Genomic DNA, 26778 nt, shown 5'->3' with positions numbered 1-26778 from the left:
TTGGCTTAGGGTGATTGTGCGAGGGAGTTCCCTCTGCTCACAATTCCAATAATAGAGCCACGTCCATGAGCCCACTCAAATACTTGCCAGCGTGCCTGGTGCTCAGCTTCGCCTCGTCAGTTGTCTTCGCCGCCGATGGGCCGCCAGCGCCCTCGGTGACCGAGCCCAGTGGCATCAACCTCGGCGGCACCAGTTTCTACGATGGTTTTGCCGGGCCGCCCGGCCTGTCCCATCTCACCTACTTGAAGTTCAGTACCGCCAGCAGTCTCAGGACCAACAGCGGCAAGGCCAACAGCGCCTTCGACAATCCCAAAATCAACGTGATCACGCTGATCAACCAACTCAGCTACTACTCGCCCGACACCATTGGCGGCGGTGCGCACCTGGGCTGGAGCTTGCTGGTGCCCGTCGTGTCACTGGATGCCACCTTTGGCAGTAATGGACCGGCGCTGCAAGACAACGCCACAGGGCTTGGCGATGTCACCGTCGGGCCGCAGATCCAATTCGATCCTATCGTCGATGCGCACGGGCGCCCGGTGTTTGTGCAGCGGGTGGCCTTTGACACGATCCTGCCGACCGGTAAATACGACAAACACAAAGACCTCAACCCAGGGTCGAACTATTACTCCCTGAACCCCTACTGGGCCGCAACCTGGATGCCGGCACCGCGTTGGGAAGTCAGTTGGCGCCTGCATTACCTGTACAACTTCAAGAACCGCGATCCGGCCAGCAGCTCGCAGGACTCCTTCGAGGGCAAACCGGTAAGTGACAGCCGCGCCGGGCAGTCGGCCTGGGCCAACTTCACGGCGTCCTATGAAGTCATCCCCAACGTGTCGGTGGGGATCAACGGCTATTACTTCCGGCAGATCACCGACGACCAGATCAACGGCGACCGGCTGAGCGACTCGCGGGAAAAAGTGCTGGGCATAGGCCCCGGCATGTTCTGGAAAATCAGTGAAGGCCAAGGCTTCTGGCTCAACACTTACAAGGAAACCGGTGTCGAGAACCGCTCCCGGCAGGACTATGCCGTGCAGGTTCGTTACGCCCACACCTTCTGACCGACAAGCGCTCGCTCACCCTATCGAGGTACTGCATTCATGAATGCATCCGCTGGCATCGACAGCAAAACATCACTGGCGGCTATTTGCCTGATGATGGTCACGTCCCTTGGCACCTTGCAGATTCAACCGATTCTGGGCGGGGCTTTTATCGATCAGCTCGGTATCCCGCTCAATGCCATCGGTAGGATTTTCGCAGGCGAACTGATTGCCATGGCGCTCACCTGCGGGGTGTCTGCCCTGTTGATGACCCGCGTCAATCGCCGATGGGTGGCGCAGCTCGCCTTGCTGGTGCTGGTCTGCGCCAATCTGGCGAGTACCCGGTTCCACAGCGAGACATCGCTGCTGCTGTGCCGCATCGTCTCTGGCGCCAGCGGCGGCGCGGTCATGGCGGTGGTGTATGCCTCCGCGGCACTGCGCACATTCAAGGACGCGACGTTCGCGGTGATCAATATCGGTAATCTGTTCTGGGGCATGTTACTGGTGACCTCGATGCCAGCGGTGCTCATGGCCTTTGGCGTCAACGGCGCGTTTTACCTGCTGGCCGGCGCCAGTGCCTTGGCCCTGTTCGGCTGCGGGCGCGTGCCTGCGCGGTACACCCCCGCCGACGGAGCACCGGCTCGGCTGGCCCAGCCGTTCGGCCTGACGTCACTCTTGTTGATCGGGCTGTTTGCGCTGTTGTTTTTTGGCCATTCGGCGCTGTGGGTGTATCAGGAACGCATCGGCAAAAGTATCGGCCTGGAGCCCCAGCAGATCGGCGCCATCCTGGGTGGCAGTATTCTTGCCGGGGCACTCGGTGCTGCGCTGGCGGGACTTATCGGACGGCGCCTGGGACTGCTGTTTCCGCAGTTGCTGGGGTTCGGCACGGCGGTGATGGCCACGCTGATCATGGTCTACGGCGACAGCCCCATGGCGTTCGCCACCACGGCATGCCTGATCCATATGGTCTGGTTCTTCAGCCTTCCCTACCTGCTCTCGATGGCGGCCGAGTTGGACGCGAGCGGTCGACTCGCAGGCCTGGGCAATGCTGCGATCTTCGTGGGCCAGGGCCTCGGCCCGTTTGGCGCGGCCCTGGTCGTCGGTGACGGACACTTCCGAGCGGTCGGCTGGCTGGCGGCCTCGGCGTATATCGTCGCCCTGGTCATCTCTTGCTGGATGGTTGCCCGTTTTCGCCGCGCGTCCGGCCCTTCAACACCCGACGCGCCTGCGCTGCCCGCCGGCCTGCTCAATAAATAAATACTGCGCACATGAGGTCGTAGCCATGAGTACCCGATTCCCGCAAACCCCTGAATTTTCCGGGGCGCTGTATAGCCCTAGTCGTGTAGAAGCCGAGGTGCTGGACCTTGAGGTCGAAGGCACCCTTCCCGCGTCCATCCTAGGCGTCTTCTATCAAGTGGCCCCCGACCCGCAATACCCGCCCATGCTGGGCAGCGATATGTTTTTCAACGGTGACGGGATGGTCAGCGGTTTCTATTTTGCTGACGGCAAGGTGTCCCTGCGGCGACGCTACGTGCAGACCGATCGCTTGCTCGCGCAGCGCCGTGAAGGCCGCTCCCTCAATGGCGTCTATCGAAACACGTACACCAATGACCCACTGGCGGCCAAAAACAACACCACCGCCAATACGTCGGTGATCCCTCACAACGGCAGGCTGCTCGCGCTCAAGGAGGACGCCCTGCCCTGGGCCATGGACCTGCAAACCCTGGAAACCCTGGGCGAATGGGATTTTGCCGGGCAAATCAAGTCGGCGACCTTTACCGCCCACCCCAAGATCGACCCCGTCACCGGCAACCTGCTGGCCTTCAGTTATGAAGCCAAAGGTGACGGCACGCCGGATATGGCGTATTTCGAACTCTCACCCGACGGCAAGCTGCTCAAAGAGATCTGGTTCCAGGCACCTTACGCGGCGATGGTGCATGACTTTGCGGTCACCGAGCACTACGTCGTGTTCCCACTGATTCCGCTGACCGTCGATGTAGAACGCATGAAAAACGGCGGGCCGCATTTTCAGTGGCAACCTGATCTGCCGCAGTTGTTTGCCGTGCTGCCGCGCAATGGCAACGCGCAGGCTATCCGCTGGTTCAAAGGCCCCAAGGACAGCTTTCAAGGCCACACCCTCAATGCCTTCGATCAAGACGGCAAAGTGTACGTGGACATGCCGGTTACTGGCGGCAACGTGTTTTATTTCTTCCCCCAGGCGGACGGTGCGGTGCCCGCCCCCGAGGACCTGCCTTCGAGCCTGATGCGCTGGACGTTTGATCTGAACGACGCGCGGGATGACGTCGAGCCGCAACCGTTGACCGACTACATGTGTGAGTTTCCCCGCTGCGATGAGCGCTATCTGGGTCGCCCGTACGAACACGGCTTTGTGCTCGCCTTTGATCCGACACTGCCCTACAACCCCGCAAACGGCCCCATGCCCTTTCAGTTTTTCAACCAGTTGGCCCATCTGAACCTCAAGACGGGCAGCACCGACGCCTGGTTCCCAGGGGACAACAGTTGTTTCCAGGAGCCCATATTCATCCCTCGTTCTTCGGATGCCGAAGAGGCCGACGGTTACGTGGTCGCACTGCTGAATGTGCTGGACCAGGCGCGTAGCGAGCTGGTGATCCTGGATTCGCGCGAAATGGCCAGCGGGCCCATTGCGCGGGTCAAGGTTCCATTACGGATGCGCATGTCCCTGCACGGCTGCTGGGCACAGGGATAACCCTGGGCTAGACCCGACCGCCAGCACACCGAATGGCCTGCTCCCGAAGGCAGGCACTCGGCTGCGCGAAAGCAAAAAATATACATTTTTCCTGCAATTTGGGATTTAAGCAAAATCCCGCTTTACAGGATTTTTAAGCGCGAATAGAGTGAAATTCTGTCCACGCCTCCCTCGCCCACAAGGACTATCGAATGAAACTTGCAAGCTTCACCGTTGAAGGCCGTCACACCTATGGCATCGTCGAAGGCGACCAGGTGGCTGATCTGGAATCGATGAAAAACACCCTCGGCGCGGATCTCAAGCAGGCGCTTGCCCTCGGCCGCCTGGGGTCGATGAGCGATGAGCAGGTGTCGAGCCTGCCGCGTCTGGCACTGGCCGACGTGACGCTGCTGCCGGTCATTCCAAACCCGGGCAAGGTGCTGTGCATTGGCATCAACTACGCGACCCACGTGCGCGAAACCGGGCGTGACATGCCGGTTTACCCAATGATTTTCACGCGATTTGCCGACAGCCAGACCGCTCACCTGCAACCCATCGTGCGGCCTACGGTTTCGCACAAGCTGGATTTCGAAGGCGAACTCGCCATCATCATTGGCAAGACCGCGCGCCACATCCGCAAAGCCGACGCCCTCGATTACGTCGCCGGCTACGCCTGCTACAACGATGGCAGCGTGCGCGATTGGCAAAAGCACACCCTTCAATTCGTCCCCGGCAAGAACTTCCCGAGCACCGGCGGCTTTGGCCCGTGGCTGGTCACCCGTGACGAAATCAGCGACCCGCAGAACCTCGAATTGACCACCCGGCTCAACGGCGAGGTCATGCAGCACACGTCCACAGGCGACATGATCTTCGACGTCGGCGCACTGATCGAGTACTGCTCCACCTTTACCGAACTCGCCCCCGGTGACGTGATTGTCAGCGGCACCACCGGCGGGGTTGGTGCCTTCCGCGAGCCGCCGGTGTGGATGCAGCCCGGTGATGTGGTGGAAGTGGAGATCTCGCGCATCGGCACCCTGCGTAACACCATCGTCGATGAGCAATAAACCATGACCCTGATCGATGAATCATCCCAACCGCCAGAGCGCGACACCAAGGGCTCCAGCCTGGAGCGCATGCTGCGCGTGCTGGATCTGTTTACCGAGACGCAGCCGATCTGGGCGGTCGACGACATGGTCAGCGCGCTGGGGTTTACCCGCTCCACCGCCTACCGCTACGTGCGTGAACTGGCCGAGACCAATCTGTTGTTCCAGGTCGAGGCCGGGCGCTATGCACTGGGGGCCAGGATCATTACCTGGGACCGTCAACTGCGGCTCAGCGACCCGCTGGTACGCGCCGCGCAGCAGCTGGAGGCCAACCTGCCAGGCTGGAGTGAGCAACAAGTCTGGCTGATCTGCCGGTTGTTCAAAGACCAAGTGGTGTGTGTTCACCAGTGCGGTGAATTGACCAGCACCGTCAGCTATTCCCGTGGTTCGCCACGGCCGTTGTTCATGGGCGCGACCTCAAAAGCCATCCTTGCGCACATGAACGCTCGCCAGCACAGCCAGCTGTTTCTCGAACACCCTGACGAGGTGCGCGCCAGCAACCTGGGCGCCACCTGGGAAGACTTCCGCCGGTCGCTGCAACGCTTGCGGCGCCAGGGCTATGTAGCCAGTGCAGGCGAAGTCGACCCCGGCGTGTACGGCCTGGCCGCACCGATATTCGACGGCGACGGCAAGGTTGTGGGCAGCCTCAGTTGCGTGCGCCCGGCAGCCGAGCGGCACAAGGCGCTGGAGCAGGAACAGGGTGAGCAGATGGTCGCGCTGGCCCACACGCTCTCGCGGCACATGCTCGCGCTGACCCACAGCGCCAACCCATCCTCCAAGCCATTGGACTGATGCAGTCGTAGGGGAACAACAATGACAACCCTGAACAGTATCAATACCCGCGTCCTGATCGTCGGCGCCGGCCCTACCGGGCTGACCCTGGCCAACCTGCTGGGCCAGGCCGGCGTGGATGCCTGGATTATCGACAGCAAACCGGGCACCGTCACCGAGCCTCGCGCGGTCTCGATCGATGATGAGTCGTTGCGCACCATGCAGGCCATGGGCTTGAGCCAGGCGGTGCTGGCGGACGTGGTGGCCGGCTATGGCGTGCATTACTTTACGCGCCCTGGCGGGCGGTGCTTCGGCAAGGTCGAACCCAGCGGCAAGCTGTATGGTTTTCCCAAGCGCAATGCGTTCCGCCAACCGCTGTTCGAAAGCACGTTGAGGGCCGGCCTGCTGCGTTTCGCTTGCCTGACCGCGCGCTTCAGCCACGAACTGCTGGAGTTCACCCAGGACGAGCACGGCGTGCGTGCGCTGGTCGTGGACGCCAACAAGGAACTGCTGGAAGTGCAGGCCGACTACCTGATCGCCTGTGATGGTGGGCGCAGCCCGGTGCGTAAACAGCTTGGGATCAATATGGTCGGCTCCAGCTTCGCGTCGCGCTGGCTGGTGGTGGACACCGATCAGGACGATGACCCGTTCTGGCAAACCCGCGTGTACTGCGATGCGCGCCGCCCGACCGTCGAGGTCCCCGGCCCGCATCGCACGCGGCGCTTCGAGTTCATGCTCAAGGACGGCGAAAGCGACGCGCAGATGCTCAGCCAAGCGCGATTGCAAGCGTTGCTACGCCCGTTCAAGGGCGATGCACCGGTCTCCATCGTGCGTAAAACCGTGTACACCTTTCACGCCCGCATCGCCGAACGCTGGCAAGTCAACCGTGTGTTGCTCGCCGGTGACGCTGCACACCTCACTCCGCCCTATGCCGGACAAGGCATGAACAGCGGCGTGCGCGATGCCCATAACCTGGCCTGGAAACTGATCGGCGTGCTGACCGGGAAAATGGCCCCGGCCGTGTTGCTCACCTACGAAACCGAGCGCCGCGATCACGCGTGGGCATTGATCAAGCTCGCGCTGAACCTCGGGGTGGTGATGGCGCCCGCTACCGTGCTGCGGGCGCGATTGATCAGTGGTGCATTCTCGCTGATCGGGCTGGTGCCGCCGCTGCGTGACTACTTCCTGCAGATGCGCTTCAAGCCAAAACCACGGCTGCGCCAAGGCCTGGTGCTCACCGCCGGTGCCGCGGGCAGCGTGTCCAGCGGGCAAATGTTCCCTCAGCCAAGCCTCACCGACAGCCAGGGCACTGAACGCCTGCTCGACGATTACATCGGCGCAGGTTTCGCCCTGATCCAATACGGCGCCCCTCACCGCGAACGCCTGGATCAATTGCAGCACCCGCTCTGGGCGCACTTGGAGGTGAAGCGGATTCTGATCCTGCCAGGTTCCGTCAGCGAGCCACCTGTCCTGCCGGGCTGCACGGTATTGCACGATCATGCCGGGGCGCTCGAGGCATTGCTCGGCGCCAGCGCCAGCTTCTTCCTGCTGCGGCCTGATCGCTACATTGCCGCGATTTTCCACTGCGCCACCGAGACAATCACTGCCGAGGCCTTGCAGTCCTTGCTGGGTGCCGTGCCCGCGGGCGATCGCGCGCCCCGACCGTCCATCACAACACCCGTCACGCTCGAGAGGTGCGTATGAACACATTGCAAACGTCCACCCCTGCTCGCCTGTGCTACTTGCACCTGGCGAGCAAAGACCCGCAACGGCAGATCGACTTCTATCAACGCATGATGGACATGCAGGGCCAGCCCCAAGCCGACGGCCACTGGCTACTCAGGGGGCCTAATCGCGCCATGCTGCTCTCCCCGGCCGAGCACAGCGGCCTGCTGGCGGCGGCGTATGACCTGGCGAGCCCAGAGAAACTTGCCACGCTGCACCGTCGCCTGCGCGAGCGCAACTGCACCACCGAAGACATCAGCTCGCCACTGCTCGCCCCGGGCGCCTTTGCAATACGCGATCCTCAAGGTCGCCAGACGATTTTTGGCATATCCCAGGCGCACACTCATGCCACCCCACCCGGCATGCCCGGCCGCCTGCAGCATGTGGTATTCCAGACCACCGAGCTGGAAGCGATGATGGAGTTCTACGTCAACACCGTTGGCTTCACGGTGTCCGACAGCGTGGTCGACCAACAGAGTGGCCTGTTGATGGTGTGCTTCCTGCGTTCGGACGATGAGCACCATTCGCTGGCGTTCTTCCGCGGCTCGAAAAACGAGTGGGATCATCACTGTTACGAAACCAATGAATGGAATGACATTCGGGACTGGGGTGATCGCTTTGCCAAGGAGCGCATCAGCATTTTCTTTGGCCCCGGCCGTCATGGACCCGGCGACAACCTGTTCTTCATGGTGGTGGATGCCGATCGCAACCGGCTGGAGTTCTCGGCGGAGCTGCAAATCACCGAAGCGAGCGACCCTCCTGGCACTTGGCCGCAAGAAGAACACACCCTCAATTCCTGGGGGCGCGCGTGGATCAGAACCTGAGCCCGTCTTGCTCTGAAACCACGTGCCCCACTGACCCAAAGGTAAAACCATGACTGCCCAACGCCCAACCCCTTACGCCCTCAACGGCGACCAGTTCATCGACGGCACCTGGCACACCGGTCGTTCCTCAGCACAGCTGGACGATCGCAATCCTTTCAACGGCGAGACATTGCTCGAAATGCCCCTGGCCAGCATTGCCGACCTCGACGCGGCCTACGCAGCAGCACAACGCGCGCAAACCCCGTGGGCGCAGTTGCATCCAACCGCACGCGGCGCCCAGCTGGAAAAGCTCGTTCACATCATCCAGCAACGCAGCGAAGAGATCATCGACTGGCTGATTCGCGAGTCCGGCAGTACCCGTATCAAAGCGACCATGGAATGGCAATTCACCCTCAACCTGGTGCGTGAATGCATTGCGCTGCCCATGCAGGTGGAGGGGCGCATCCTGAGTAGCTACAAGCCCGGCGAGCAAAGCTTCGTGTTCCGTGAGCCGCTCGGGGTGATTGGGGTCATCAGTCCCTGGAACTTCCCCCTGTACTTGAGCATGCGTTCGGTGGTTCCGGCGTTGGCACTGGGCAATACCGTGGTCCTTAAACCGGCCAGCGACACGGCCGTGACCGGCGGCCTGCTGATTGCGCACCTGTTCGAAGAAGCGGGTTTTCCCGAGGGCACGCTCAATGTAGTGGTCGGCGCCGGCTCGGAAATCGGCGATGCCTTTGTGGGGCACCCCGTTCCCAGCCTGATCTCATTTACCGGGTCTACCGATGTCGGGCGCAATGTCGGGCGCATCGCCACCGGCGGCCAGCACATCAAGCGAGTCGCCCTGGAGCTTGGCGGCAACGCGCCGCTGGTGGTGCTCGATGATGCGGATATCGACCTTGCCGCGCATGCAGCAGTGGTCGGACGCTTCCTGCATCAGGGCCAGATCTGCATGAGCGTCAACCGGGTGATTGTGGACCGCTCGCTCTACGCCGACTTCACCGCGTTGGTGGTGGAACGCGTGCGCAACTTGAAAACCGGCAACCCGAACCTCGCCGATACCGTGATTGGCCCGGTAATCAACCGCAGCCAGTTGGACGGCTTGCTGCGCAAGGTCAATGCCGCCGACAGCGCGGGCCTGAAGAAACTGCACGGTGGCCCGGCGTCCGGGCTGGTGCTGCCGCCCCATGTATACGGGGATGTCCCTTTCGACCACGAACTGGCGCACGATGAAACCTTCGGGCCCTTGCTGCCAATATTGATCGCCGACAATGAGGCACATGCCCTGACCCTGGCCAACGCCAGCGAATATGGGCTGTCCAGCGCCGTGTTCAGTAAAGATATGGCCCGCGCTCTGAACTTTTCCCGCGGCATCGTGGCTGGGATGACGCACATTAACGACATCACTGTGGACGACCAGCCCAATGCCCCGTTCGGTGGCGAAAAGAACTCGGGGCTGGGACGCTTCAACGGTCACTATGCCCTGGACGAATTCACCCGTGCGCACTGGGTGACCTGGCAAGCCGGGAGCCACCACTACCCCTTCTAGGAGACAGGGTGGGCCCAGCCGGTGTGGCCCACCCCATAACAATAAAAAGAGGCGAACCATGAGCAATCTAGCCTGCGTTTCTACCGATCAAGTGATGCGCTCCGACCGCCTGATGAAGTGGAAGGAGTTTATGAGTGACAACCTCGGCCGCACGCCGGAGTACATCAAGCGCCTCGAGTCCACCTACATCGAACCCTTGCACGATGCCGACTTCCAGGGCCGCCTGGAATACGGCGATCTTGGAAAACTGCGTTTTTGCCGCATGACCGCCAGCGCGCACCGCTACTCCCGTCACCTGAGCAAAGCAGTCGAGGCACCCGATACGTCACGCATGTTGATTCTGCAAACCGCCGGCGTCAGTCATTTCCAGCAAGGCAAGCACAGCAACGCCCTGGCGCCCGACGAGTTGCTGGTGGTTAACTGCACCCAGCCATTCAACGTCAGCAGCCCCCAAGGCTGTGAGCACTTCATCCTGTTGTTCAACGAAGGCGCCGGGCAGGCACTGGACGCTGACGACCTGCATATCAGCGCACGCAACGGGCTTGGGCGGATGTTGATGCACCTGATCGTTGACGCCTACAGCCAATATCCGCTGCTGAACAGCCAGTCGGCGGCGCTGGTCGGCGACAGTATCGTCGGGCTTTTGAACAATGCGCTGGGCAACAAGCAGGAAGAGAAGAAGCTCGAACACGACTTCCGTCACTACAAGCAGAACCGCCTCAAGCGCTATATCGAACTTCACCTGGCCGACCGCGACCTGAGCATCGAGCGCATCGCGTTTGCCGAACACTGTTCCGTGCGCAGTCTGCATCGGGCATTCCAGGACGAATTCGGTTGCAGTGTCAGCGAGTACATCTGGCAACGCCGCGTGGCGCGCTGCGCGCAAGACCTACGCAACCGTGACCTCAGCCATCGCTCGCTCACCGACATTGCTTACGCCTGGGGCTATGGCAGCAGCGCTCACTTCAGTCGCCATTTCAAGGCAGCATTCGGCATGCCGCCCAGGCTCTACCGTGAAACGGCCAGCGCCGCCCATTGAGCCAGATCGCGTTTCCCTAGGGAGCAACGCTGTGAGGCCCGAGCGTATAGCCCGCCAGAAAGGTATCCAGCGCACGGCTTACGGCTGCTCGTATTTTGCCGTTCCATCGGCCTGGGCCTGGAAGACATCGCACTGGCCAACGCCCTCTGACAGCTATGAGCCTCGCGGACTTCATCATCATCGGCGCCGGCATTGCCGGTGCCGCACCCATGACTTTTTTGCACAACGCTCCGGTGTTTTTGAGCGTTTTGCTCTTATTTATGCGTGCCTATACTCGGTCCAGCCTCTCGATGCACCCGAGGGGTCAGTCCCCACAACAATAATTAAGGACATCGACCATGACCCAGTCCTTCCTGGCTGCCCGGGATTTTCTGCTCGCGCACCGTACCGACTACGCCACCGCCGCCCGCGACTTCCGCTGGCCGCAACTGGACGCCTTCAACTGGGCCCTGGATTACTTCGATGCCATGGCCGAGGGCAATGCCGCCGACGCGCTGTGGATCGTCGAAGAGGACGGCAGCGAGCAGCGCTACAGCTTCCAGCAACTGGCCGCGCGCTCCAACCAGGTCGCCAACCACCTGCGTGCCCTCGGTGTGCGGCGTGGCGAGCGCGTACTGCTGATGCTCGGTAACGATGTGGCGCTGTGGGAAACCATGCTGGCGGCCTTCAAGCTCGGCGCCGTGGTGATCCCCGCCACCGCCCTGCTCAACCCCGTTGACCTGCACGACCGTATCGAGCGGGGCCAGGTACGCCACCTGGTGGTCGGCGAGGCGCATGTCGGCAAGTTCGAGGGCCTGGGTGAGGGTTGCAGCCGCATTTGTGTGGGGGCGGCGCCTACTGGCTGGGTCGCGCACAGCGCCGCTTTCGAATACCCCGAGCGGTTCGAGGCCGAAGGTCGTACCTTGGCCACGGACCCGATGCTGCTGTACTTCACCTCCGGTACCACTTCAAAACCGAAAATGGTGCTGCACAGCCACCAGAGCTACCCGATCGGCCATCTGTCTACGATGTACTGGATCGGCCTGCAACCCGGCGACCTGCACCTGAACATCTCCTCGCCGGGCTGGGCCAAGCATGCCTGGAGCTGCCTGTTCGCGCCGTGGAATGCCGGCGCCTGCATCTTTATCCATAACGTCGCGCGGTTCAGTGCCCAGGCGTTGCTCGGCGCGCTGGAGCAGTACCGGGTGACCAGTCTGTGCGCCCCGCCCACGGTGTGGCGCATGCTGATCCAGGAAGACCTGGCCAGCTACAAACCGCGCCTGAACCTGCGCGAACTGGTGGGTGCCGGTGAGCCGCTGAATCCGGAGATCATCGAGCAGATCCAACAGGCCTGGGGCCTGCCGCTGCGCGATGGCTTCGGCCAGTCGGAAACCACCGCCCTGGTCGGCAACACGCCGGGCCAGTTGCTCAAGCCAGGGTCCATGGGCCGCCCGTTGCCGGGCTACCAGGTGGCCCTGCTGGACGCCGACGGCGTGCCGGGCACCGAGGGTGAAGTCGCCCTGCCCCTTGAGGTGCGCCCACTGGGCCTGATGCTCGGCTACGAAGACAGCCCGGAGAAAACCGCCGAAGTAATGCGCGACGGTTACTACCGCACTGGCGACACCGCGCAGATCGACGCCGACGGCTACATCACCTTTGTCGGGCGCGCCGACGATGTGTTCAAGGCTTCCGACTACCGTATCAGCCCCTTCGAACTGGAGAGCGCACTGATCGAACACCCGGCGGTGATGGAGGTGGCCGTGGTGCCCAGCCCCGATCCGTTGCGCCTGGCGGTGCCCAAGGCGTTCCTGATCCTGGCCCACGACGCCCCTGGCAACGCCGAGCTGGCGCGGCACATTCTCGCCTTCGCCCGCGAGCACCTGGCGCCCTACAAGCGGGTGCGGCGGATCGAGTTTGTCAGTGAGTTGCCCAAGACCATTTCCGGGAAAATCCGCCGGGTGGAACTGCGGCAGATGGAGGTGGTGCGACGCCAGGGGGAGACACGCGGCGAGCATGAGCATTTCGAAGAAGATTTCACCTGAAAAAAACCCGGTGACGCAGGTCACCGGGCAAAACGAAGCGACCAGCTTCAGTAACGCGGTTTGACGGTCTTCCAATCCGGTTGATAACGCTGCATCTGCTTCACGTCGTCGCGCTGGCGAATGCCGCAGGTAAGGTACTGGTCATGCAGCTTGCCCAGTTGATCATGGTCCAGTTCCAGGCCCAGCCCCGGTGCGCGGGTGATCTTCACGCAGCCGTCGACGATCGGCAGTTTGCCGCCCTTGATCACTTCTTCGTCCGGTTCTTGCCACGGGTAGTGGGTGTCGCAGGCATAGTCGAGGTTGGGCACAGACGCGGCCACGTGGGCCATGGCCATCAGGCTGATGCCCAAGTGTGAGTTGGAGTGCATCGACACGCCCAGGCCAAAGGTCTGGCACATCTTCGCCAGCACCTGGGTGTCGCGCAGGCCGCCCCAGTAGTGATGGTCGGCGAGTACGATCTGCACGCTGTTCAGGGCCACGCTGCGGCGGAACTCGTCAAAATCGGTGACCACCATATTGGTCGCCAGGGGCAAGCCGGTGCGTGTGTGCAACTCGGCCATGCCTTCCAGGCCGGGGGTCGGGTCTTCGTAATACTGCAGGTCGTCGCCGAGCAGTTCGGCCATGCGGATCGAGGTTTCCAGGGACCAGTTGCCATTGGGGTCGATGCGCAGCGGCACGCCGGGAAAGGCCTTTTTCAAGGCCTTGATGCACGCCACTTCATGTTCAGGGTCCAGTGCACCGGCCTTGAGCTTGATGCTTTTGAAGCCATAGGTTTCGATCATCCGCCGCGCCTGGGCGACGATCTGTACTTCGTTGAGGGCTTCGCCCCAACTGTCGGGTTTATAGGGCGAGTCGATGTGCTCGGCGTACTTGAAGAACAGGTAGGCGCTGAACGGGATCCGGTCGCGGATCGCGCCGCCCAGCAGGTCCACCAGCGGCACATTCAGCGAGTGCGCCTGCAGGTCGAGAAACGCCACCTCAAACGCCGAATAGGCATTGCTCACCGCCTTGCTCGCATGGGACCCGGGGGCCAGTTCGGCGCCGGCAATGCTCACAGGTTTGTGTGCCGCCACGGTGGCCTGCACGATGGCGCGCAGTTGGTTGAGGTTGAACGGATCGAGGCCGATCAGTTGGTCCTTGACCTGTTGCTGGATCGCCAGCGCCGGGGCATCGCCGTAGCTTTCGCCAAGGCCGATATAGCCGGTGTCGCTCTCGATTTCGATGATCGAGCGCAACGCGAAGGCTTCGTGGATACCGCTGGCGTTGAGCAGCGGCGGGTCGCGAAAGGCGATGGGGGTGACGGTGACTCGGACGATTTTCAAGAAGCGGCTCCCTGTGGGCCTGGACGCAAGGCGTGATGATGATTAGTCGGTTTGGAGGTGGGGGGCACACCGGGCCGTGGTGCGGTGCGCGCAAAAAACACCACCACCGCGGCCACCAGCGAGGTCGCGGCCAGGCCGTAGAGCCCGCCTTCAATCGAACCGGTGGTCTGCTCCAGCAGGCCGAAGGTGGTGGGTGCAACAAAACCGCCGAGGTTGCCGACTGAGTTGATCAAGGCAATCACCGCCGCCGCGATGCGCGCATCCAGGTAACCCTGGGGGATCGGCCAGAACAGCGCGGAGGCAGCCTTGAAGCCAATCGCGGCAAAACAGATGGCGACAAACGCAAACACCGGCCCGCCCATGGTGGACATGAACATGCCGACGGCGGCGATCACGAGCATCAGCGCCACCCACGCCTGCTGGTGTTTCCACTTGCTGGCCAGGGCGGCGAACCCATACATGGCGACGATGGAAATCAACCACGGAATCGAGTTGAACAACCCCACCTGGAAGTCGCCCAGGTTGCCCATTTTCTTGATCATGCTCGGCAGCCAGAACGTGGCGCCGTAGATGGTCAGGGCAATGGAAAAGTAGATAAAGCAGAACAGCGCGATCTGCTTGTCGGCCAGCAGCTTGAACATCGACGGCCGCACGCTCTGGGTGGCTTCGCGGGCCGTTTGCTCAAGCGCGATGGCCGTCACCAGCGCGTGTTTTTCTTCGTCGCTGAGCCACTTGGCCTGATGGGGGTGAGACTGCAACCAGAACCACACAAACCCGCACAACACGACGGAGGCAAAGCCCTCGATCAGGAACATCCACTGCCAGCCATGCAGGCTCAAGCCGCTGACGTTGAGCAACGCCCCCGACACCGGCCCGGAAATCACCGAGGCGATGGCCGAACCGCTGAGGAAAATCGCCATCGCCTTGCCGCGCTCGGCGGCCGGCAGCCATTGGGTGAAGTAGTAGATGATGCCGGGGAAAAAACCGGCTTCGGCCGCGCCGAGCACGAAACGCAGGATATAGAAGCTGGTCTCGCCTTTGACAAAGGCCATGGCCATCGCGGCCGCGCCCCAGGTGAACATGATGCGCGTCAACCAGGCCCGTGCGCCGTAGCGCTGCAGCAGCAGGTTGGACGGCACTTCGAAGATCGCGTAACCGATGAAGAACAGCCCGGCACCCAAGCCATAGGCGGCGGCGCCAATGCCCAGGTCGGTCTCCAAATGGCTGCGCACAAAGCCGATATTGACCCGATCGATGTAATTGACGATGAACATCACCACGAACAACGGCAGTACATGGCGCTTGACCTTGGCGGCTGCTCGGGCAAGCACGCGCGGGTCGGGCGAATTCTGGACGGTATCCAAGGGCAACTCCCAATCATTGTTTTTTTAGGGACGCTCCGATGATGGACGCCGGGGATTGTTCCCGTCTAATCTAACTTGGCATTCGATTGATACCTGGATTAGATCAATGTTCGAACTGACGCAACTGCGCTGCTTCACCACCGTAGCCACCGAGCTGAATTTTCGCCGCGCCGCTGAACGCCTGAACATGACCCAGCCGCCCCTCAGCCGGCAGATCCAATTACTGGAACATCACCTCGGCGTGGAGCTGTTTACCCGCACCACCCGCAGCGTTGCGCTCACTGCCGCGGGGCGGGCGTTTTTTATCGAGGCCCAGAACCTGCTGGAACGGGCCCAGCAGGCGGCCGTAACCGCACGGCGCTTTGCCGAGGGCGATATCGGCACGGTGAATATCAGCTTCGTCGGCAGCGCGGTGTATGAGTTTTTGCCCAGGGTCATTGCCGAGGCACGGCTCAAGCAGCCCCAGGTCAGGATCGACCTCTCGGAGATGAACACCTACCAGCAATACGAAGCCCTGCGTGCACGCCGCATCGACCTTGGCATCGTCCGCGCGCCCCTGCTGGAGCCCGGTTATGCCACCGAGTGCCTGGTGCGCGAGCCTTTCGTGCTGGCGGTGCCGAGCAGCCATCGACTGGCCAGCGCCGACAACGTCAGTGTCCACGACCTCGACGCCCAGCCCTTCCTGATGTACGCCCATTCGGCCTACCCGCCATTCAACGAACTGCTCACCGGCCTGCTGCGCTCGGCCCGTGTCGCCCCCGAATATGTGCAGTGGCTGGGCTCGTCCCTGACCATCCTGGCCCTGGTCAACGCCGGTATGGGCTTGGCGTTGGTACCGCGTTGCGCCAGCAGCGTGGTGTTCAAGAACGTGGTGTTTCGCGATATCGACTTGGGCGAAGGCGCCCAGAGTGAACTGCACCTGATCTGGCGCGAGAACAATGACAACCCGGCATTCGCGATGTTGCTGGAGGGGATTCGCAGTGCGGTGCGTGACGGGTGGGCGGACTAATGGAACAGGCCTCGTCGAAATCAAAGCCTTGCTGCAATCCATCCATCGCCACCAAACAACTGTGGGAGGGGGCTTGCTCCCGATAGCGGAGTGTCAGTCACTGTAGAGGTCGACTGACCCACCGCCGTCGGAGCAGGCCGCCCTCGCCTCACGCCACTTTGAAACGATTGACCAGATCCTGCTGGTGCTCGGCCAGGCGCGCCAGTTCCTGGCTGGTGATTGCGGTTTGCTCGGCGCCGGCACTGACTTGGATGACCAGGTCGTTTATCTCGTTGACGTTACGGTTGATGTCTTCTGAAACCGCGCTCTGCTCTTCAGCCGCCGAAGCAATCTGCAGGTTGCGATCACTGATACTGGCCACGCCTTCGGCGATTTCCAACAGCAACTCACCCGCACGTTCGACCTTGCGCGCGCCGTCCTGGGCCTTGCCCAAGGTCTCCTGCATGGACGAGCTCGCGCGATCGGAACCACTTTGCAGGTTGCTGATCATCTGCTGAATGTTCCCCGTGGACTCCTGGGTCTTCTGCGCAAGTACCCGCACCTCGGAGGCCACCACGGCAAATCCGCGCCCATGATCCCCGGCCCGCGCCGCTTCGATGGCCGCGTTCAAGGCCAGCAGGTTGGTTTGCTCGGCAATGCCACGAATGACGTCCAGCACGGAGGAAATCCCATCGCTTTCCTGTTTGAGTTCATCAATGATCAGCGCCGTGTCCTCGGCCTGCCCCGAGAGCTGGCGGATCAGGGTGATGGTGCCTTCGATCTCGGTGCGCCCTTGGGTGGTGCTGGTATTGACCCGTTGCGACAGTTGCGCCGCATCGTTGGTGCTGTGCGCCACCTCGCGCACGGTGGCGCTCATTTGGTTGATCGCCGTGGCCACCAGCTCGGTGCTTTGACGCTGTTGCTCGACGCTCTGGCTGGTCTGCATCGTCACGGCCGAGGACTCCTCCGCCGCCGTTGCAACCTGTGCGGTGGCGTTGCCGATTTCCTGCACCACGCCACTGATTTCTTGCGCCATGCGGTTGAGGTTGCGCGAGATCTGACCGAACTCGTCTTTGCTCTCATAGGTCGCCCGCGCGGTGAGATCGCGTGCTGCCAGGTCGTTGAGCACGCGGTTCAGGTCGCGCACCGCCGAATCGATCATGCGGATGATCAGCCAGGACAATACCGCCACTGCCAACAGGGCCACGATCACTGCGCCGACAGTCAGCCACAGGGCGCGACTGGCGTCATCACGCTCGTGCATCGCCAGGCTGCTGACACTTTGGCCCAAGGCTTCCTCGACTTGGCTCATCAGGTCAATGCGCTGGGTGGAGGTTTCAAACCAGGCTTCGGGTTTGATCCCCAGGGCCTGGCCCATCGGCACCTCAAACGCCAGGCGCTGCAACTTGCCGACCTCGACGGCGGCAGGTTGTTGCATTTGCGTGTCGAACTGCGCCAGCGAGGCCGCGGGCGCCTTGCGCCGGAACGCATCGTAGTAGGCGCCGAACTCGCCCAGGTTGCGGCTGAAGCGCGACAACAGCGCCTCATCGAAATGCCCTTGGCTGAAGACCAGGCCCAGCACCACGCGCTCGCGCCCGGCCCGCTCTTTCATCTCGATAAATTGATTCAGTGCCCCCAGCGCGTAGACGATGGTCGCGTTGTTGACGCTCGCTTCCAGGGAATGGGTGTAACCGGTCAGCACTTGAATGATCTCGGTATAACGCGCGCCGGATTCGGTGCTGTTGATGCTCAGTTTATCGACCTGCCCACGCATGGCCGGCAGCTGGTCCAGGGCCCGCAGGACGTTGTCCAGGTTCGCACTGCCGGAGGTGGACAAACCGCGCACCACCTCGACGGCTGCGCTGGAGTCCCTGCGCATCTGCACCATCCGATCGCCCATGGACTTGCCGCCACTGCCGAGGAACACGCCACTGGCACCGCGCTCGCGCTGCAACGTAGTAATCAGTTGGCTCAACTTCTGGGCGGTGGCGCTGGCCATCACCGTGGTGTTCATGTCACGCAGCGTTTTGTAGTTGTCCACCACAAACACGCCGGCCAGGGTCAGGAACCCGAGCATGGGCAGCAGCAGTATCAACAACAGTTTCAGACGCAGCGGAGCGTTCTTAAGCATTTCCCTAAAGCCTCATGTCCATGGATCAGACTGGCGCCTGTCACGCCAAGATAGTGGCGCCATAATATCACCCATGAAAACGGCGCTACCGCTCTCGGACGGCCATCTTGAGCCAATAGGAGTTTGTACTGACCCAGATCAATAAACCCTCCCAAAACAATCGGCTGCTGGTCCCCGTGTTGATCGACCACCTTGATTGACTGACTCAATCCTCTCGAATACTTGCCTGATCCTCCGAATGTTCGGTTTTTTCGTAGATGGCCCTTGTGCCCTGATCTAGAGTTCGACAATGGGCGCCCATCGCCTTTCTTATAAGAACCAAGCCATACCAACCGATGATCAGCAGGTGAGTCAGCCATGGAATTACGCATCAACCAAAAGGCCTATCAGGTCGACGCCGACGCGGACACGCCTTTGCTGTGGGTGATCCGCGATGACCTGGGGCTGACCGGCACCAAGTACGGCTGCGGCCTGGCCCAATGCGGCGCCTGCTCAGTGCTGGTGGACGGCAATGTCGTGCGTTCGTGCGTCACGCCGGTGGCCGGGGTGGTCGGGCGTGAGATCACCACCATCGAGGCCATCGAAGCCGATGAAGTCGGCAAGCGGGTGGTCAGTGCCTGGGTCGAGCATCAGGTGGCGCAATGCGGTTACTGCCAGTCCGGGCAGGTGATGGCGGCCACCGCGCTGCTCAAGCACACCCCCGCGCCCACCAATGCGCAGATCGACGCGGCCATGGTCAACCTGTGCCGCTGCGGCACCTACAACGCCATCCACGCCGCCATGCATGACCTGGCTGCCGGGAAGGAGAGCGCCTGATGAACACGCCATCCGTCATCCCTGGCATCACCCTGGGCGAGCCGATCAACCTGTCGCGTCGACGCTTCCTGGCCAGTACGGCCGTGGGTGCGCTGGTCATCGGTTTCGGCCTGCCGCTGGGCTCGGCCCGGGTACAGGCCGCCAGTGCCGCAGAACGCGGCACCCAGGTGCCCGCGTTCCTGGAGATTCGCCCGGACGGTACGGTGCGCCTGCTCAGCCCCTTTATGGAAGGCGGCCAAGGCACCCATACCGCCATGGCGCAGATCGTCGGCGAAGAACTGGATGCCGACCCCGCCACCTTTATCGTCGAAGCCGCGCCACCCGGTGAGGCCTACGTGGTGATGGACAACGGCATGCGCATCACCGGCGGCAGCATGTCGGTGCGCATGAGCTACCCGGTCATGCGCCGCCTGGGCGCCCTCGCCCGCGCCATGCTGTTGCAGGCCGGTGCCGAGCAGCTCGGTGTGCCGGTGGCCCAACTGACCACCCAACCCGGCCGTGTGGTCCACGCAGCGTCCGGCCGCTCCCTGGGTTACGGCGAGTTGGCCGGCCGTGCGCTGGACATGCCGGTGCCCGACCCGACCAGCATCACCCTGCGCGACCCGAGCCAGTTCCGCTGGATCGGCAAGCCGGTCAAGCGCCTGGATGCCTATGACAAATCCACCGGCAAGGCGCAGTACAGCATCGACATGAAGGTCGACGGCATGCTCCACGCCGCCGTGCAGCACGCGCCGCGCCTGGGCATGACCGTGGGCAGCCTGCGTAACCAATCGCACGTCGAAGCCATGAAAGGCGTGCACTCGGTGCATGTGCTGCCCGGTGCGGTGGCCGTGGTGGCCGAACGCTGGTGGCACGCCAAGCGTGCGGTGGAGGCGATCCAGGTCGACTGGCAGGAGCCGACGGCCGACTCAACAGTGCGGGGCATGCCCGCGGATTTCTCCAGCGACGGCTTTCGCGATTTTCTCGCGGCCCAGCAAGGTCCGGCCCGTGACGACGAGAACGAAGGCGATGTGGCCGGCGCGTTGAAAAACGCCAAGACCCAGGTCGAGGCCACCTACCACAACCAATACCTCAACCATGCCCAGCTGGAGCCACCGTCAGCCCTGGCGCGCTTCAACCCCGACGGTTCGCTTGAGATCTGGCTGCCCAACCAGGCGCCCGATATGTTCCGCGCCGACATCGCCAAGCGCGCCGGGCTCGACCCCGCGCAAGTGACCCTGCACTCGCCGCTGCTGGGCGGTTTTTTCGGCCGGCACTTCCTGTATGACTCGGCCAGCCCTTACCCGCAAGCCATTGCATTGGCCAAGGCGGTGGGTCGTCCGATCAAGCTGATCTGGAGCCGTGAGGAAGAGTTCCTGCGCGACGTGTTGCGCCCGGTCGCCGTGGTCAAGTTCCGCGCCGCACTGGACGCCGACGGCCTGCCGGTGGCGATCGAAGCGGTGAGCGCCACCGAAGGCCCTACCGAGGCCATCGCCGGCAAGCAGGGCGAAAAGCTCGACCCCACCGCCCTTGAAGGCCTGTCGGGCAAGAGCTACGCCATCCCCAACAAACGCATCGCGCAGATCTACGTCAAGGGCCCGGCCATGCTCGGCTACTGGCGTTCGGTGGGCAATTCGCTGAATGACTTTTTCTACGAAGCGTTCCTCGATGAACTGGCGGACAAAGGCGGTCGCGATCCCTATGAGCTGCGCCTGCACCTGCTGCGCGACAACCCACGGCTGACCACCCTGCTCAAGGCCGTGGGCGAGTTGTCCGGTGGCTGGAAGCGTGGCCCCTACACCGCCGAAGACGGCACCCGGCGCGCCCGTGGCGTGGCCATGGCCTCGCCGTTTGGCTCCCACGCGGCGGTGATCGCCGAAGTCTCGCTTGAGAACGGCCAGGTCAGGGTCCACCACATCTGGGAAGCCATCGACCCCGGCAGCATCGTCAACCCGGCGATTGTGCAAGCCCAGGTCAATGGCGCGGTGGCCCTGGGCTTATCGCAAACCCTGTTGGAGGAGGCGGTGTACGTGGACGGTAAGCCACGGGCGCGCAACTACGACCTTTACCCAATCCTGCCGCCCTCACGGATGGCGCAGGTGCACGTAAAGATCGTCGAGAGTGGCGAGAAGATGGGCGGCATCGGTGAGCCTCCGCTCCCCGCTGTGGCGCCGGCCGTGGTCAATGCGGTAGCGCAGTTGACCGGCCAGCGTGTTCGCAGCCTGCCATTAAGCCGACACACCTTCAGCTGACCGAGCGAGACCGCCCATGAACAACCGTCGATTCGCAAGAACCGCACGCTGGCTGGTGCTGCCCTGCCTGGTCGCCGCCGGCGTGCTGGCCTGGTATGTCACCCGCCAGCCCGCCACCCCGTTTGAGCAGGAACAGGCCGCCAGCGTCGACCCCGCACAGGTCAGTCGCGGCGAGTATGTCGCCCGCCTCAGCGACTGCGTTGCCTGCCACAGCCTGCCTGGCAAGGCGCCGTTCGCGGGAGGCCTGGAAATGGCCACGCCGCTGGGCGCCATTCACGCCACCAACATCACCCCGGACCGCACCCACGGTATCGGCACCTACAGCCTCGCCGACTTCGACCGTGCAGTGCGCCACGGCGTCGCACCGGGCGGCCGCCGGCTCTATCCGGCGATGCCCTACCCGTCTTACGCCAAGCTCAGCGACGACGATATACGCGCGATGTATGCGTTCTTCATGAAAGGCATACAACCGGCCAACGAGCCCAACATCCCCAGCGACATTCCCTGGCCGCTCAATCTGCGCTGGCCCATCGCCCTGTGGAACGGCCTCTTCGCGCCGACCGCCACTTACGCGGCCAAACCCAACCAGGACGCGCTGTGGAACCGTGGCGCCTACATCGTCCAAGGCCCTGGCCACTGCGGCAGCTGCCACACGCCGCGCGGCCTGGCCTTCAACGAAAAAGCCCTGGACGAGTCCGGCAAGCCGTTCCTCGCCGGCGCCCTGCTCGACGGCTGGTACGCTCCGAGTCTGCGCCAGGACCCGAACACCGGTCTGGGGCGCTGGAGCGAGGCGCAGATCGTGCAGTTCCTCAAGACCGGGCGCAATGCCCACGCGGTGGTCTACGGCTCGATGACCGAAGCCTTCAACAACTCCACGCAGTTCATGGCCGACGACGACCTGGCCGCCATCGCCCGTTACCTCAAGTCACTGCCCGGCGACCCACAGCGTGACGGCACAGCCTGGCAGTACGCGGCCGCCGACACACGCCAGGACGCCCCCGGCGCCCACACCTACGCGACCCGCTGCGCCTCCTGCCATGGCCTTGACGGCAAGGGCCAGCCCGAATGGATGCCACCCCTGGCCGGCGCCACCTCGGCATTGGCCAAGGAAAGCGCCTCGGCGATCAACATCACCCTCAACGGTTCACAACGAGTAGTGGCCGCCGGCGTCCCGGACGCCTACCGCATGCCGGCGTTTCGTGAGCAACTGTCCGACGCGGAAATCGCCCAGGTACTGACCTACGTGCGCAGCACCTGGGGCAACCACGGTGATGCGGTCGATGCCAAGGCCGTCGGCAAGCTGCGCGGGCATACCGACCCGGCCAGCAGCAGTCCGATTATTTTGCATATGCGTTGAAGGTAGCGTCCCGACCTTTTCCCCGGCGTGGGCAGTGAAATGAGCATGCCGGGGAATAAGGGTTGATGTGAACAAACTTAGTATTGATCCGGCCCCGCGAACGTTGATCTGTCCGATTACTCGCCTATTCAAGCTCGCCTCTTCCGACAATCAAAACAGAATCCTTCTACGTAACGGATTAACCATTACGCACGGAAATATGTTGGCAACCTCAGCAAGATCGAGACCCAACTGACCGAGCGGAACATGGCAAATTCACACTACCGCTATTTATGGCTGGCCATCTTCCTGACTGACGGTTCCTTCAACCGCTTTTTCATACATATAAAGTATGCATAATGAAGATGTTCAGGATTCAATACGATGAGGCAAAAAACATCGCCAATCAGCAGAAGCACAAGGGCATAAGCCTGGCGGACGCAGAACCGGTGTTCAACGATGAGATCGCCCTGACGATACAAGACCACGATCACGATGAAGAGCGCTGGGTGACCATGGGCACTGACGCGAGGGGACGAATTTTGGTAGTGACATACACTTACCGCGATCCGAATTTCGTACGCGTTATCAGCGCCAGGCTCGCATCAAAAAATGAACGGCGCCGTTATCTGGAGGCTTGAACAATGAAAGACGAATACGATTTCACCCACAGCAAACGCGGTGCTGTCGCCAGCAACAAGGGCAAGACCCGCATCACCATCATGCTTGACGATGCGGTAATCGATGCCGCCCGTGAACGCGCAGAAAGCGCCGGTACGGGCTATCAAACCGTGATCAACAATCTGTTGCGTCAGGCGTTGATTTCGCAACAAGCACACAATCTGGCGCCCGCCCCAAAGAAGCGGGCTAAAACCCTGCAAGTTATCAACAATGGCATTAGCCTTTCTGAGGTTGAAGCACTGGAACAACAACTCATCGCTGTCGCTGGCGAGTTGAATCGCGTGCTGGGCACAGCCAAACCGGCCGATTGACCAAGGCTTTCTGAGACCTGCCCCAACTCCCGCTTGAGTGGCTAACGGTCCAGCGCCCCATCCCAGCGGGCAATGAACAGGGTGGCCACGCCGTTGCCGATCACATTGATCAGTGCGCCGCCTTCGGAGATAAACCGGTAGACGCCCAGTACCAGCACCAAGCCTGCTGCCGGTATCACATAGATCGAGCCGAGGGTGCGGCCCGCACCCCGAACTAATTTGAACGAACCCCCACGTTTATCCATCAACACTGAAGGACCTATCAGACACGAGAACGGCTTGTGTCGCTCCTACGCGAGCTACGACCCCGGCGGCCTTGATCAGGCCCCTGCACTCTTCGCTCGCACATGACGACCTTGGGGTGAAGGCCATGGCAGCAAACATGCGTGAAGCGTCGAAACAAACCGACTGGGAAGCAGAGCTGGCCAGGAACACCGAGCTGTTCTACGAGGCAGACCGCCTGGAAACGCAGGCCTACGCCATCATTGGCAGCAGCCTGGCTGATGCCGGCGCGTGGTTGCGTTTTACCGAGGCAAAACAGGTGGCGGACGCTAAGCGCACCGAGGCCTATCAGGACCTGATGCGCATTCGGCGCGATATGGAAGCTGAACGCTCCGACTGAGGTGGCCGACTTGGGCTACGGTCGTCGCGCAGCGGCGTAGAGTACGCCGAGGGTGGCCTTTGCATGGGGCTTCAGAGTGCCTCAGGCAGAAAAAACCTCCGCGCACCCTGTGTTGTTGTTTTGTGCCGGACCGGCTGCTGTCGAACAAGCTGCGCCTGAACCTGGGCGACGGCATCCAGCACTCGCTGTGCCCAGTTCTCGTCCTGGGGGTCCACCACTACCACGCGAAAACCATGGTCATGGCCTTCACTGCGCACGCCTTCGGAGTCATCCACATGCAGGTCGATGTCGAAGGCCGGCGGGAATTTAGAGGGTGCGTTCGACAGGCCGTGCGCCGTCAGCGCATGGTTGTGCAGCACGCTGTTGACCACGCCGTCGACGCGGATGCCGTAGAGCATCAGCCAGCGGCGGATATAGGACGGCGTGCGTCCGGACGAGGTGTAGACCCAGATGCTGCAGCCCTGGCGGCGTAGTTCGCGGGTCAGGGACCGTGTGCCGATACGCAAGGGCTCACCCAGCCAACGGTGCACGCAGGCCGGCAGCCGGCTCGGCTCGACGTCGCAGTGGTGGAGCTGGCAAGCCAACGTGTCGTCGATATCGAACGAAATGCGGATGCGCGGCCGCTTGACCAGCTGCATCGGGAGCACGCGCTGGAGCGCCTGCCCTGCCCTGGCTAACAGGGAATAACCGCTCATCAATGGCCCCCTTGATAGACGGGCAAGGACTGGTCTTTAAGAAAAAACTTCATCGGATCCGGCGCCTGTTCTTCCAGGAAGGCGGCGTATTTTTTCTTGATCTTGGGCAATTCGTACAACGCCTTGACTCCATGTTTGGCTGAGTTGCGGATGACCGACGAGGGGTTGAAATAGCCCTCGGCGTTCTCCAGCGTCAGCACGAACGGCGGCAAGCCTGCACGCATCAGCAAATAGCTGACGATCAGGGAGCCACTGCGGTTGTTGCCTTCAATGAACAACTGCGGCTTGCTGAGGATGCGTACATACACCCCGGCTGCACGCTTCCAGACTGATTCACTGCGATACGCGCAGTACCAGTTGTACAAGTCCTTGATGCCGCCCTCGACGTTGTTGAAGAAGTGTTCCTCGGTCGCCGCCAGGTGCTGGGCGTATTCCAGGCGGCGCGCCGGGTCGCTGCCACAGAGTACGGTGGCGTTGATCTCCAGCATCAGGTTCAGTTGCTGAAGGTCAAACAGGTCGACGCCCCGCGCCACATAGTCATCAATCAGCGCGTAGCCTTCAAGCACGTTGTGCAGCACTTCGTCGGTCAACGGATCGCGCGGCTCGGTAAAGTCCCGGCTGAGCTCGGCAAAGCGCTGTTGCACCTCACGCAGTGCGCGTTCAATCGCGGGCAAATCAAGGCGTCGTGTTGCAGGCATTGGCATTCCCATAAGCAGTTGAAAATACGGGAGCATCCGAGCTCCCGCAGGGGCATCAGCTGAACTTGCCGCTGATGTAGTCCCCGGTCATTTGTTCACGCGGGTTCTCGAAGATCTGCGCCGTCGGGCCCATCTCCACCAGGTAGCCGGTGCGCGTGCCCTGGGAAATATCCACCGAGAAAAACGCCGTGGTGTCGGCCACACGGATCGCCTGCTGCATGTTGTGGGTCACCAGGGCGATGGTGTAGTCCTTCTTCAGCTCGACCATCAATTCCTCGACCCGGCGCGTGGCGATCGGGTCAAGCGCCGAGCAGGGTTCATCGAGCAACAGCACTTCAGGCTCGGTGGCGATGGCGCGGGCGATGCACAGGCGTTGCTGCTGGCCACCAGACAGCGACAGGCCGCTGACCTTGAGCTTGTCCTTGACCTCATCCCACAGCGCAGCGCCTTGCAGGGCGTGCTTGACGCGGTCGCCCAGGTCGCCTTTGTAGCGGTTCAGGCGCAGGCCGAAAGCGACGTTGTCGAAGATGCTCATCGAGAACGGGTTCGGCTGCTGGAACACCATGCCGATATAGCGGCGCACGACCACCGGGTCCACGCCCTTGCCATAGACGTCCTGGCCGAGGAAGTGCACATGGCCCTCGAAACGGAAGCCCTTGACCAGGTCGTTCATGCGGTTGAGGCTACGCAGCACGGTACTTTTACCGCAGCCGGAAGGCCCGATGAAGCCGGTGATCTTGTTCTTTTCGATCGGCACATGGCTGTCACGCACGGCCATGAAGTTGCCGTAGAAGATCTTGTCCAGCTTGCAGTCCATGACCACAGGCG

At 62.2% G+C, this 26778-nt stretch carries 23 protein-coding genes and 1 pseudogene; 17 read left to right on the top strand and 7 right to left on the bottom strand.

The genetic code is table 11. The features are described from left to right. The first annotated feature begins 65 nt into the window (after positions 1-65). The 10 genes from HDC32_RS30745 (at position 66) to HDC32_RS30700 (ending at position 12755) form a co-directional block, all read left to right on the top strand. The gene (locus HDC32_RS30745; protein ID WP_131698807.1) at positions 66-1058 is read left to right on the top strand and encodes a transporter; all 993 of its coding nucleotides are present in this window, start codon (positions 66-68) and stop codon (positions 1056-1058) included. Between the two features lie 39 nt (positions 1059-1097). Continuing rightward, a complete protein-coding gene (locus HDC32_RS30740; protein ID WP_184746567.1) occupies positions 1098-2294 on the top strand; it encodes an MFS transporter in 1197 nt (398 codons plus the stop codon). A gap of 25 nt (positions 2295-2319) precedes the next feature. Then, positions 2320-3765 (top strand): carotenoid oxygenase family protein, encoded by a 1446-nt coding sequence (locus HDC32_RS30735; RefSeq protein WP_184746565.1) that lies wholly within the window; start codon positions 2320-2322, stop codon positions 3763-3765. 191 nt (positions 3766-3956) lie between these two features. After that, positions 3957-4808 (top strand): fumarylacetoacetate hydrolase family protein, encoded by an 852-nt coding sequence (locus HDC32_RS30730; RefSeq protein WP_145337192.1) that lies wholly within the window; start codon positions 3957-3959, stop codon positions 4806-4808. 3 nt (positions 4809-4811) lie between these two features. Next, positions 4812-5639 (top strand): IclR family transcriptional regulator, encoded by an 828-nt coding sequence (locus tag HDC32_RS30725; protein ID WP_145337191.1) that lies wholly within the window; start codon positions 4812-4814, stop codon positions 5637-5639. Between the two features lie 21 nt (positions 5640-5660). Next, positions 5661-7322 (top strand): bifunctional 3-(3-hydroxy-phenyl)propionate/3-hydroxycinnamic acid hydroxylase, encoded by a 1662-nt coding sequence (locus HDC32_RS30720; RefSeq protein WP_184746563.1) that lies wholly within the window; start codon positions 5661-5663, stop codon positions 7320-7322. Beyond that, positions 7319-8167 carry a VOC family protein gene (locus HDC32_RS30715; protein WP_184746561.1) on the top strand — a complete coding sequence of 283 codons (849 nt, stop codon included), beginning with the start codon at positions 7319-7321 and terminating at the stop codon, positions 8165-8167. Before HDC32_RS30720 ends, HDC32_RS30715 begins: the two co-directional genes overlap by 4 nt. A gap of 49 nt (positions 8168-8216) precedes the next feature. Further along, entirely contained in the window at positions 8217-9695 is a 1479-nt protein-coding gene (locus HDC32_RS30710; RefSeq protein ID WP_131698814.1) for an aldehyde dehydrogenase family protein, read from the top strand. 58 nt (positions 9696-9753) lie between these two features. Then, positions 9754-10734: a helix-turn-helix domain-containing protein gene (locus HDC32_RS30705; protein ID WP_184746559.1), complete on the top strand. Its 981-nt coding sequence runs from the start codon at positions 9754-9756 to the stop codon at positions 10732-10734. 338 nt (positions 10735-11072) lie between these two features. Further along, positions 11073-12755 carry an AMP-binding protein gene (locus HDC32_RS30700; protein WP_184746557.1) on the top strand — a complete coding sequence of 561 codons (1683 nt, stop codon included), beginning with the start codon at positions 11073-11075 and terminating at the stop codon, positions 12753-12755. 47 nt (positions 12756-12802) lie between these two features. Here the strand turns inward: HDC32_RS30700 and HDC32_RS30695 are convergent, their stop codons facing one another. Next, positions 12803-14077, bottom strand: coding sequence for a glucarate dehydratase family protein (locus tag HDC32_RS30695; RefSeq protein ID WP_184746555.1), 1275 nt, complete (start codon positions 14075-14077; stop codon positions 12803-12805). After that, on the bottom strand, positions 14074-15441 hold the full coding sequence (locus HDC32_RS30690) for an MFS transporter (RefSeq protein ID WP_131698818.1): 1368 nt from the start codon (positions 15439-15441) through the stop codon (positions 14074-14076). Before HDC32_RS30690 ends, HDC32_RS30695 begins: the two co-directional genes overlap by 4 nt. A gap of 106 nt (positions 15442-15547) precedes the next feature. Here HDC32_RS30690 and HDC32_RS30685 point away from each other — a divergent pair, with 106 nt between their 5' ends. Next, complete coding sequence (locus tag HDC32_RS30685; RefSeq protein ID WP_145337187.1) at positions 15548-16450, top strand: LysR family transcriptional regulator; 903 nt, start codon at positions 15548-15550, stop codon at positions 16448-16450. A gap of 148 nt (positions 16451-16598) precedes the next feature. Here HDC32_RS30685 and HDC32_RS30680 read toward each other — a convergent pair whose 3' ends face one another. Continuing rightward, positions 16599-18428, bottom strand: a complete 1830-nt coding sequence (locus HDC32_RS30680; RefSeq protein ID WP_409438499.1) for a methyl-accepting chemotaxis protein — start codon at positions 18426-18428, stop codon at positions 16599-16601. A gap of 489 nt (positions 18429-18917) precedes the next feature. Between HDC32_RS30680 and HDC32_RS30675 the strand changes: the two genes are divergently transcribed. The 5 genes from HDC32_RS30675 to HDC32_RS30655 all read left to right on the top strand — a co-directional run bounded on the left by HDC32_RS30675 (position 18918) and on the right by HDC32_RS30655 (position 23935). Next, positions 18918-19376: a (2Fe-2S)-binding protein gene (locus tag HDC32_RS30675; protein WP_090402472.1), complete on the top strand. Its 459-nt coding sequence runs from the start codon at positions 18918-18920 to the stop codon at positions 19374-19376. Beyond that, positions 19376-21607 carry a xanthine dehydrogenase family protein molybdopterin-binding subunit gene (locus HDC32_RS30670; RefSeq protein ID WP_184746551.1) on the top strand — a complete coding sequence of 744 codons (2232 nt, stop codon included), beginning with the start codon at positions 19376-19378 and terminating at the stop codon, positions 21605-21607. Before HDC32_RS30675 ends, HDC32_RS30670 begins: the two co-directional genes overlap by 1 nt. A 16-nt stretch (positions 21608-21623) precedes the next feature. Beyond that, the gene (locus HDC32_RS30665; protein WP_184746549.1) at positions 21624-22964 is read left to right on the top strand and encodes a cytochrome c; all 1341 of its coding nucleotides are present in this window, start codon (positions 21624-21626) and stop codon (positions 22962-22964) included. 338 nt (positions 22965-23302) lie between these two features. Next, entirely contained in the window at positions 23303-23584 is a 282-nt protein-coding gene (locus HDC32_RS30660) for a BrnT family toxin (RefSeq protein ID WP_131698822.1), read from the top strand. A 3-nt stretch (positions 23585-23587) separates the two neighbouring features. Then, entirely contained in the window at positions 23588-23935 is a 348-nt protein-coding gene (locus HDC32_RS30655; protein WP_027603523.1) for a BrnA antitoxin family protein, read from the top strand. Between the two features lie 41 nt (positions 23936-23976). Here HDC32_RS30655 and HDC32_RS30650 read toward each other — a convergent pair. After that, a pseudogene (locus HDC32_RS30650) lies at positions 23977-24135 on the bottom strand (C4-dicarboxylate transporter DctA); the annotation flags it as partial. A 170-nt stretch (positions 24136-24305) separates the two neighbouring features. Here HDC32_RS30650 and HDC32_RS30645 point away from each other — a divergent pair. After that, a complete protein-coding gene (locus tag HDC32_RS30645; protein ID WP_145337183.1) occupies positions 24306-24557 on the top strand; it encodes a hypothetical protein in 252 nt (83 codons plus the stop codon). Between the two features lie 71 nt (positions 24558-24628). Here HDC32_RS30645 and HDC32_RS30640 read toward each other — a convergent pair whose 3' ends face one another. The 3 genes from HDC32_RS30640 to pstB are packed head-to-tail and all read right to left on the bottom strand — an operon-like array spanning position 24629 to position 26767. Then, on the bottom strand, positions 24629-25252 hold the full coding sequence (locus HDC32_RS30640; protein ID WP_131698824.1) for a hypothetical protein: 624 nt from the start codon (positions 25250-25252) through the stop codon (positions 24629-24631). Beyond that, on the bottom strand, positions 25252-25950 hold the full coding sequence (locus HDC32_RS30635; RefSeq protein WP_131698825.1) for a hypothetical protein: 699 nt from the start codon (positions 25948-25950) through the stop codon (positions 25252-25254). The genes HDC32_RS30640 and HDC32_RS30635 overlap by 1 nt, the downstream gene beginning before the upstream one ends. Before the next feature lie 55 nt (positions 25951-26005). Further along, on the bottom strand, positions 26006-26767 hold the full coding sequence (pstB, locus tag HDC32_RS30630) for a phosphate ABC transporter ATP-binding protein PstB (RefSeq protein ID WP_010210300.1): 762 nt from the start codon (positions 26765-26767) through the stop codon (positions 26006-26008). Between the last annotated feature and the right edge of the window lie 11 nt (positions 26768-26778).

This window comes from Pseudomonas sp. JAI120 (assembly GCF_014207255.1).
Classification (GTDB): domain Bacteria; phylum Pseudomonadota; class Gammaproteobacteria; order Pseudomonadales; family Pseudomonadaceae; genus Aquipseudomonas.
This window is presented reverse-complemented; position numbering and strand designations above follow the sequence as displayed.

Excerpts from the sequence above, each read along its gene's own strand:
- HDC32_RS30715 (WP_184746561.1), top strand. The coding sequence starts at position 7,319 with ATGAACACATTGCAAACGTCCACCCCTGCTCGCCTGTGCTACTTGCAC.
- HDC32_RS30720 (WP_184746563.1), top strand. The coding sequence starts at position 5,661 with ATGACAACCCTGAACAGTATCAATACCCGCGTCCTGATCGTCGGCGCC.
- pstB (WP_010210300.1), bottom strand. The coding sequence starts at position 26,767 with ATGGACTGCAAGCTGGACAAGATCTTCTACGGCAACTTCATGGCCGTG.
- HDC32_RS30640 (WP_131698824.1), bottom strand. The coding sequence starts at position 25,252 with ATGAGCGGTTATTCCCTGTTAGCCAGGGCAGGGCAGGCGCTCCAGCGC.
- HDC32_RS30635 (WP_131698825.1), bottom strand. The coding sequence starts at position 25,950 with ATGCCTGCAACACGACGCCTTGATTTGCCCGCGATTGAACGCGCACTG.
- HDC32_RS30645 (WP_145337183.1), top strand. The coding sequence starts at position 24,306 with ATGGCAGCAAACATGCGTGAAGCGTCGAAACAAACCGACTGGGAAGCA.
- HDC32_RS30670 (WP_184746551.1), top strand. The coding sequence starts at position 19,376 with ATGAACACGCCATCCGTCATCCCTGGCATCACCCTGGGCGAGCCGATC.
- HDC32_RS30710 (WP_131698814.1), top strand. The coding sequence starts at position 8,217 with ATGACTGCCCAACGCCCAACCCCTTACGCCCTCAACGGCGACCAGTTC.
- HDC32_RS30685 (WP_145337187.1), top strand. The coding sequence starts at position 15,548 with ATGTTCGAACTGACGCAACTGCGCTGCTTCACCACCGTAGCCACCGAG.
- HDC32_RS30705 (WP_184746559.1), top strand. The coding sequence starts at position 9,754 with ATGAGCAATCTAGCCTGCGTTTCTACCGATCAAGTGATGCGCTCCGAC.
- HDC32_RS30740 (WP_184746567.1), top strand. The coding sequence starts at position 1,098 with ATGAATGCATCCGCTGGCATCGACAGCAAAACATCACTGGCGGCTATT.
- HDC32_RS30730 (WP_145337192.1), top strand. The coding sequence starts at position 3,957 with ATGAAACTTGCAAGCTTCACCGTTGAAGGCCGTCACACCTATGGCATC.
- HDC32_RS30700 (WP_184746557.1), top strand. The coding sequence starts at position 11,073 with ATGACCCAGTCCTTCCTGGCTGCCCGGGATTTTCTGCTCGCGCACCGT.
- HDC32_RS30660 (WP_131698822.1), top strand. The coding sequence starts at position 23,303 with ATGAAGATGTTCAGGATTCAATACGATGAGGCAAAAAACATCGCCAAT.
- HDC32_RS30725 (WP_145337191.1), top strand. The coding sequence starts at position 4,812 with ATGACCCTGATCGATGAATCATCCCAACCGCCAGAGCGCGACACCAAG.
- HDC32_RS30665 (WP_184746549.1), top strand. The coding sequence starts at position 21,624 with ATGAACAACCGTCGATTCGCAAGAACCGCACGCTGGCTGGTGCTGCCC.
- HDC32_RS30655 (WP_027603523.1), top strand. The coding sequence starts at position 23,588 with ATGAAAGACGAATACGATTTCACCCACAGCAAACGCGGTGCTGTCGCC.
- HDC32_RS30735 (WP_184746565.1), top strand. The coding sequence starts at position 2,320 with ATGAGTACCCGATTCCCGCAAACCCCTGAATTTTCCGGGGCGCTGTAT.
- HDC32_RS30675 (WP_090402472.1), top strand. The coding sequence starts at position 18,918 with ATGGAATTACGCATCAACCAAAAGGCCTATCAGGTCGACGCCGACGCG.
- HDC32_RS30745 (WP_131698807.1), top strand. The coding sequence starts at position 66 with ATGAGCCCACTCAAATACTTGCCAGCGTGCCTGGTGCTCAGCTTCGCC.
- HDC32_RS30680 (WP_409438499.1), bottom strand. The coding sequence starts at position 18,428 with ATGGCCAGCGCCACCGCCCAGAAGTTGAGCCAACTGATTACTACGTTG.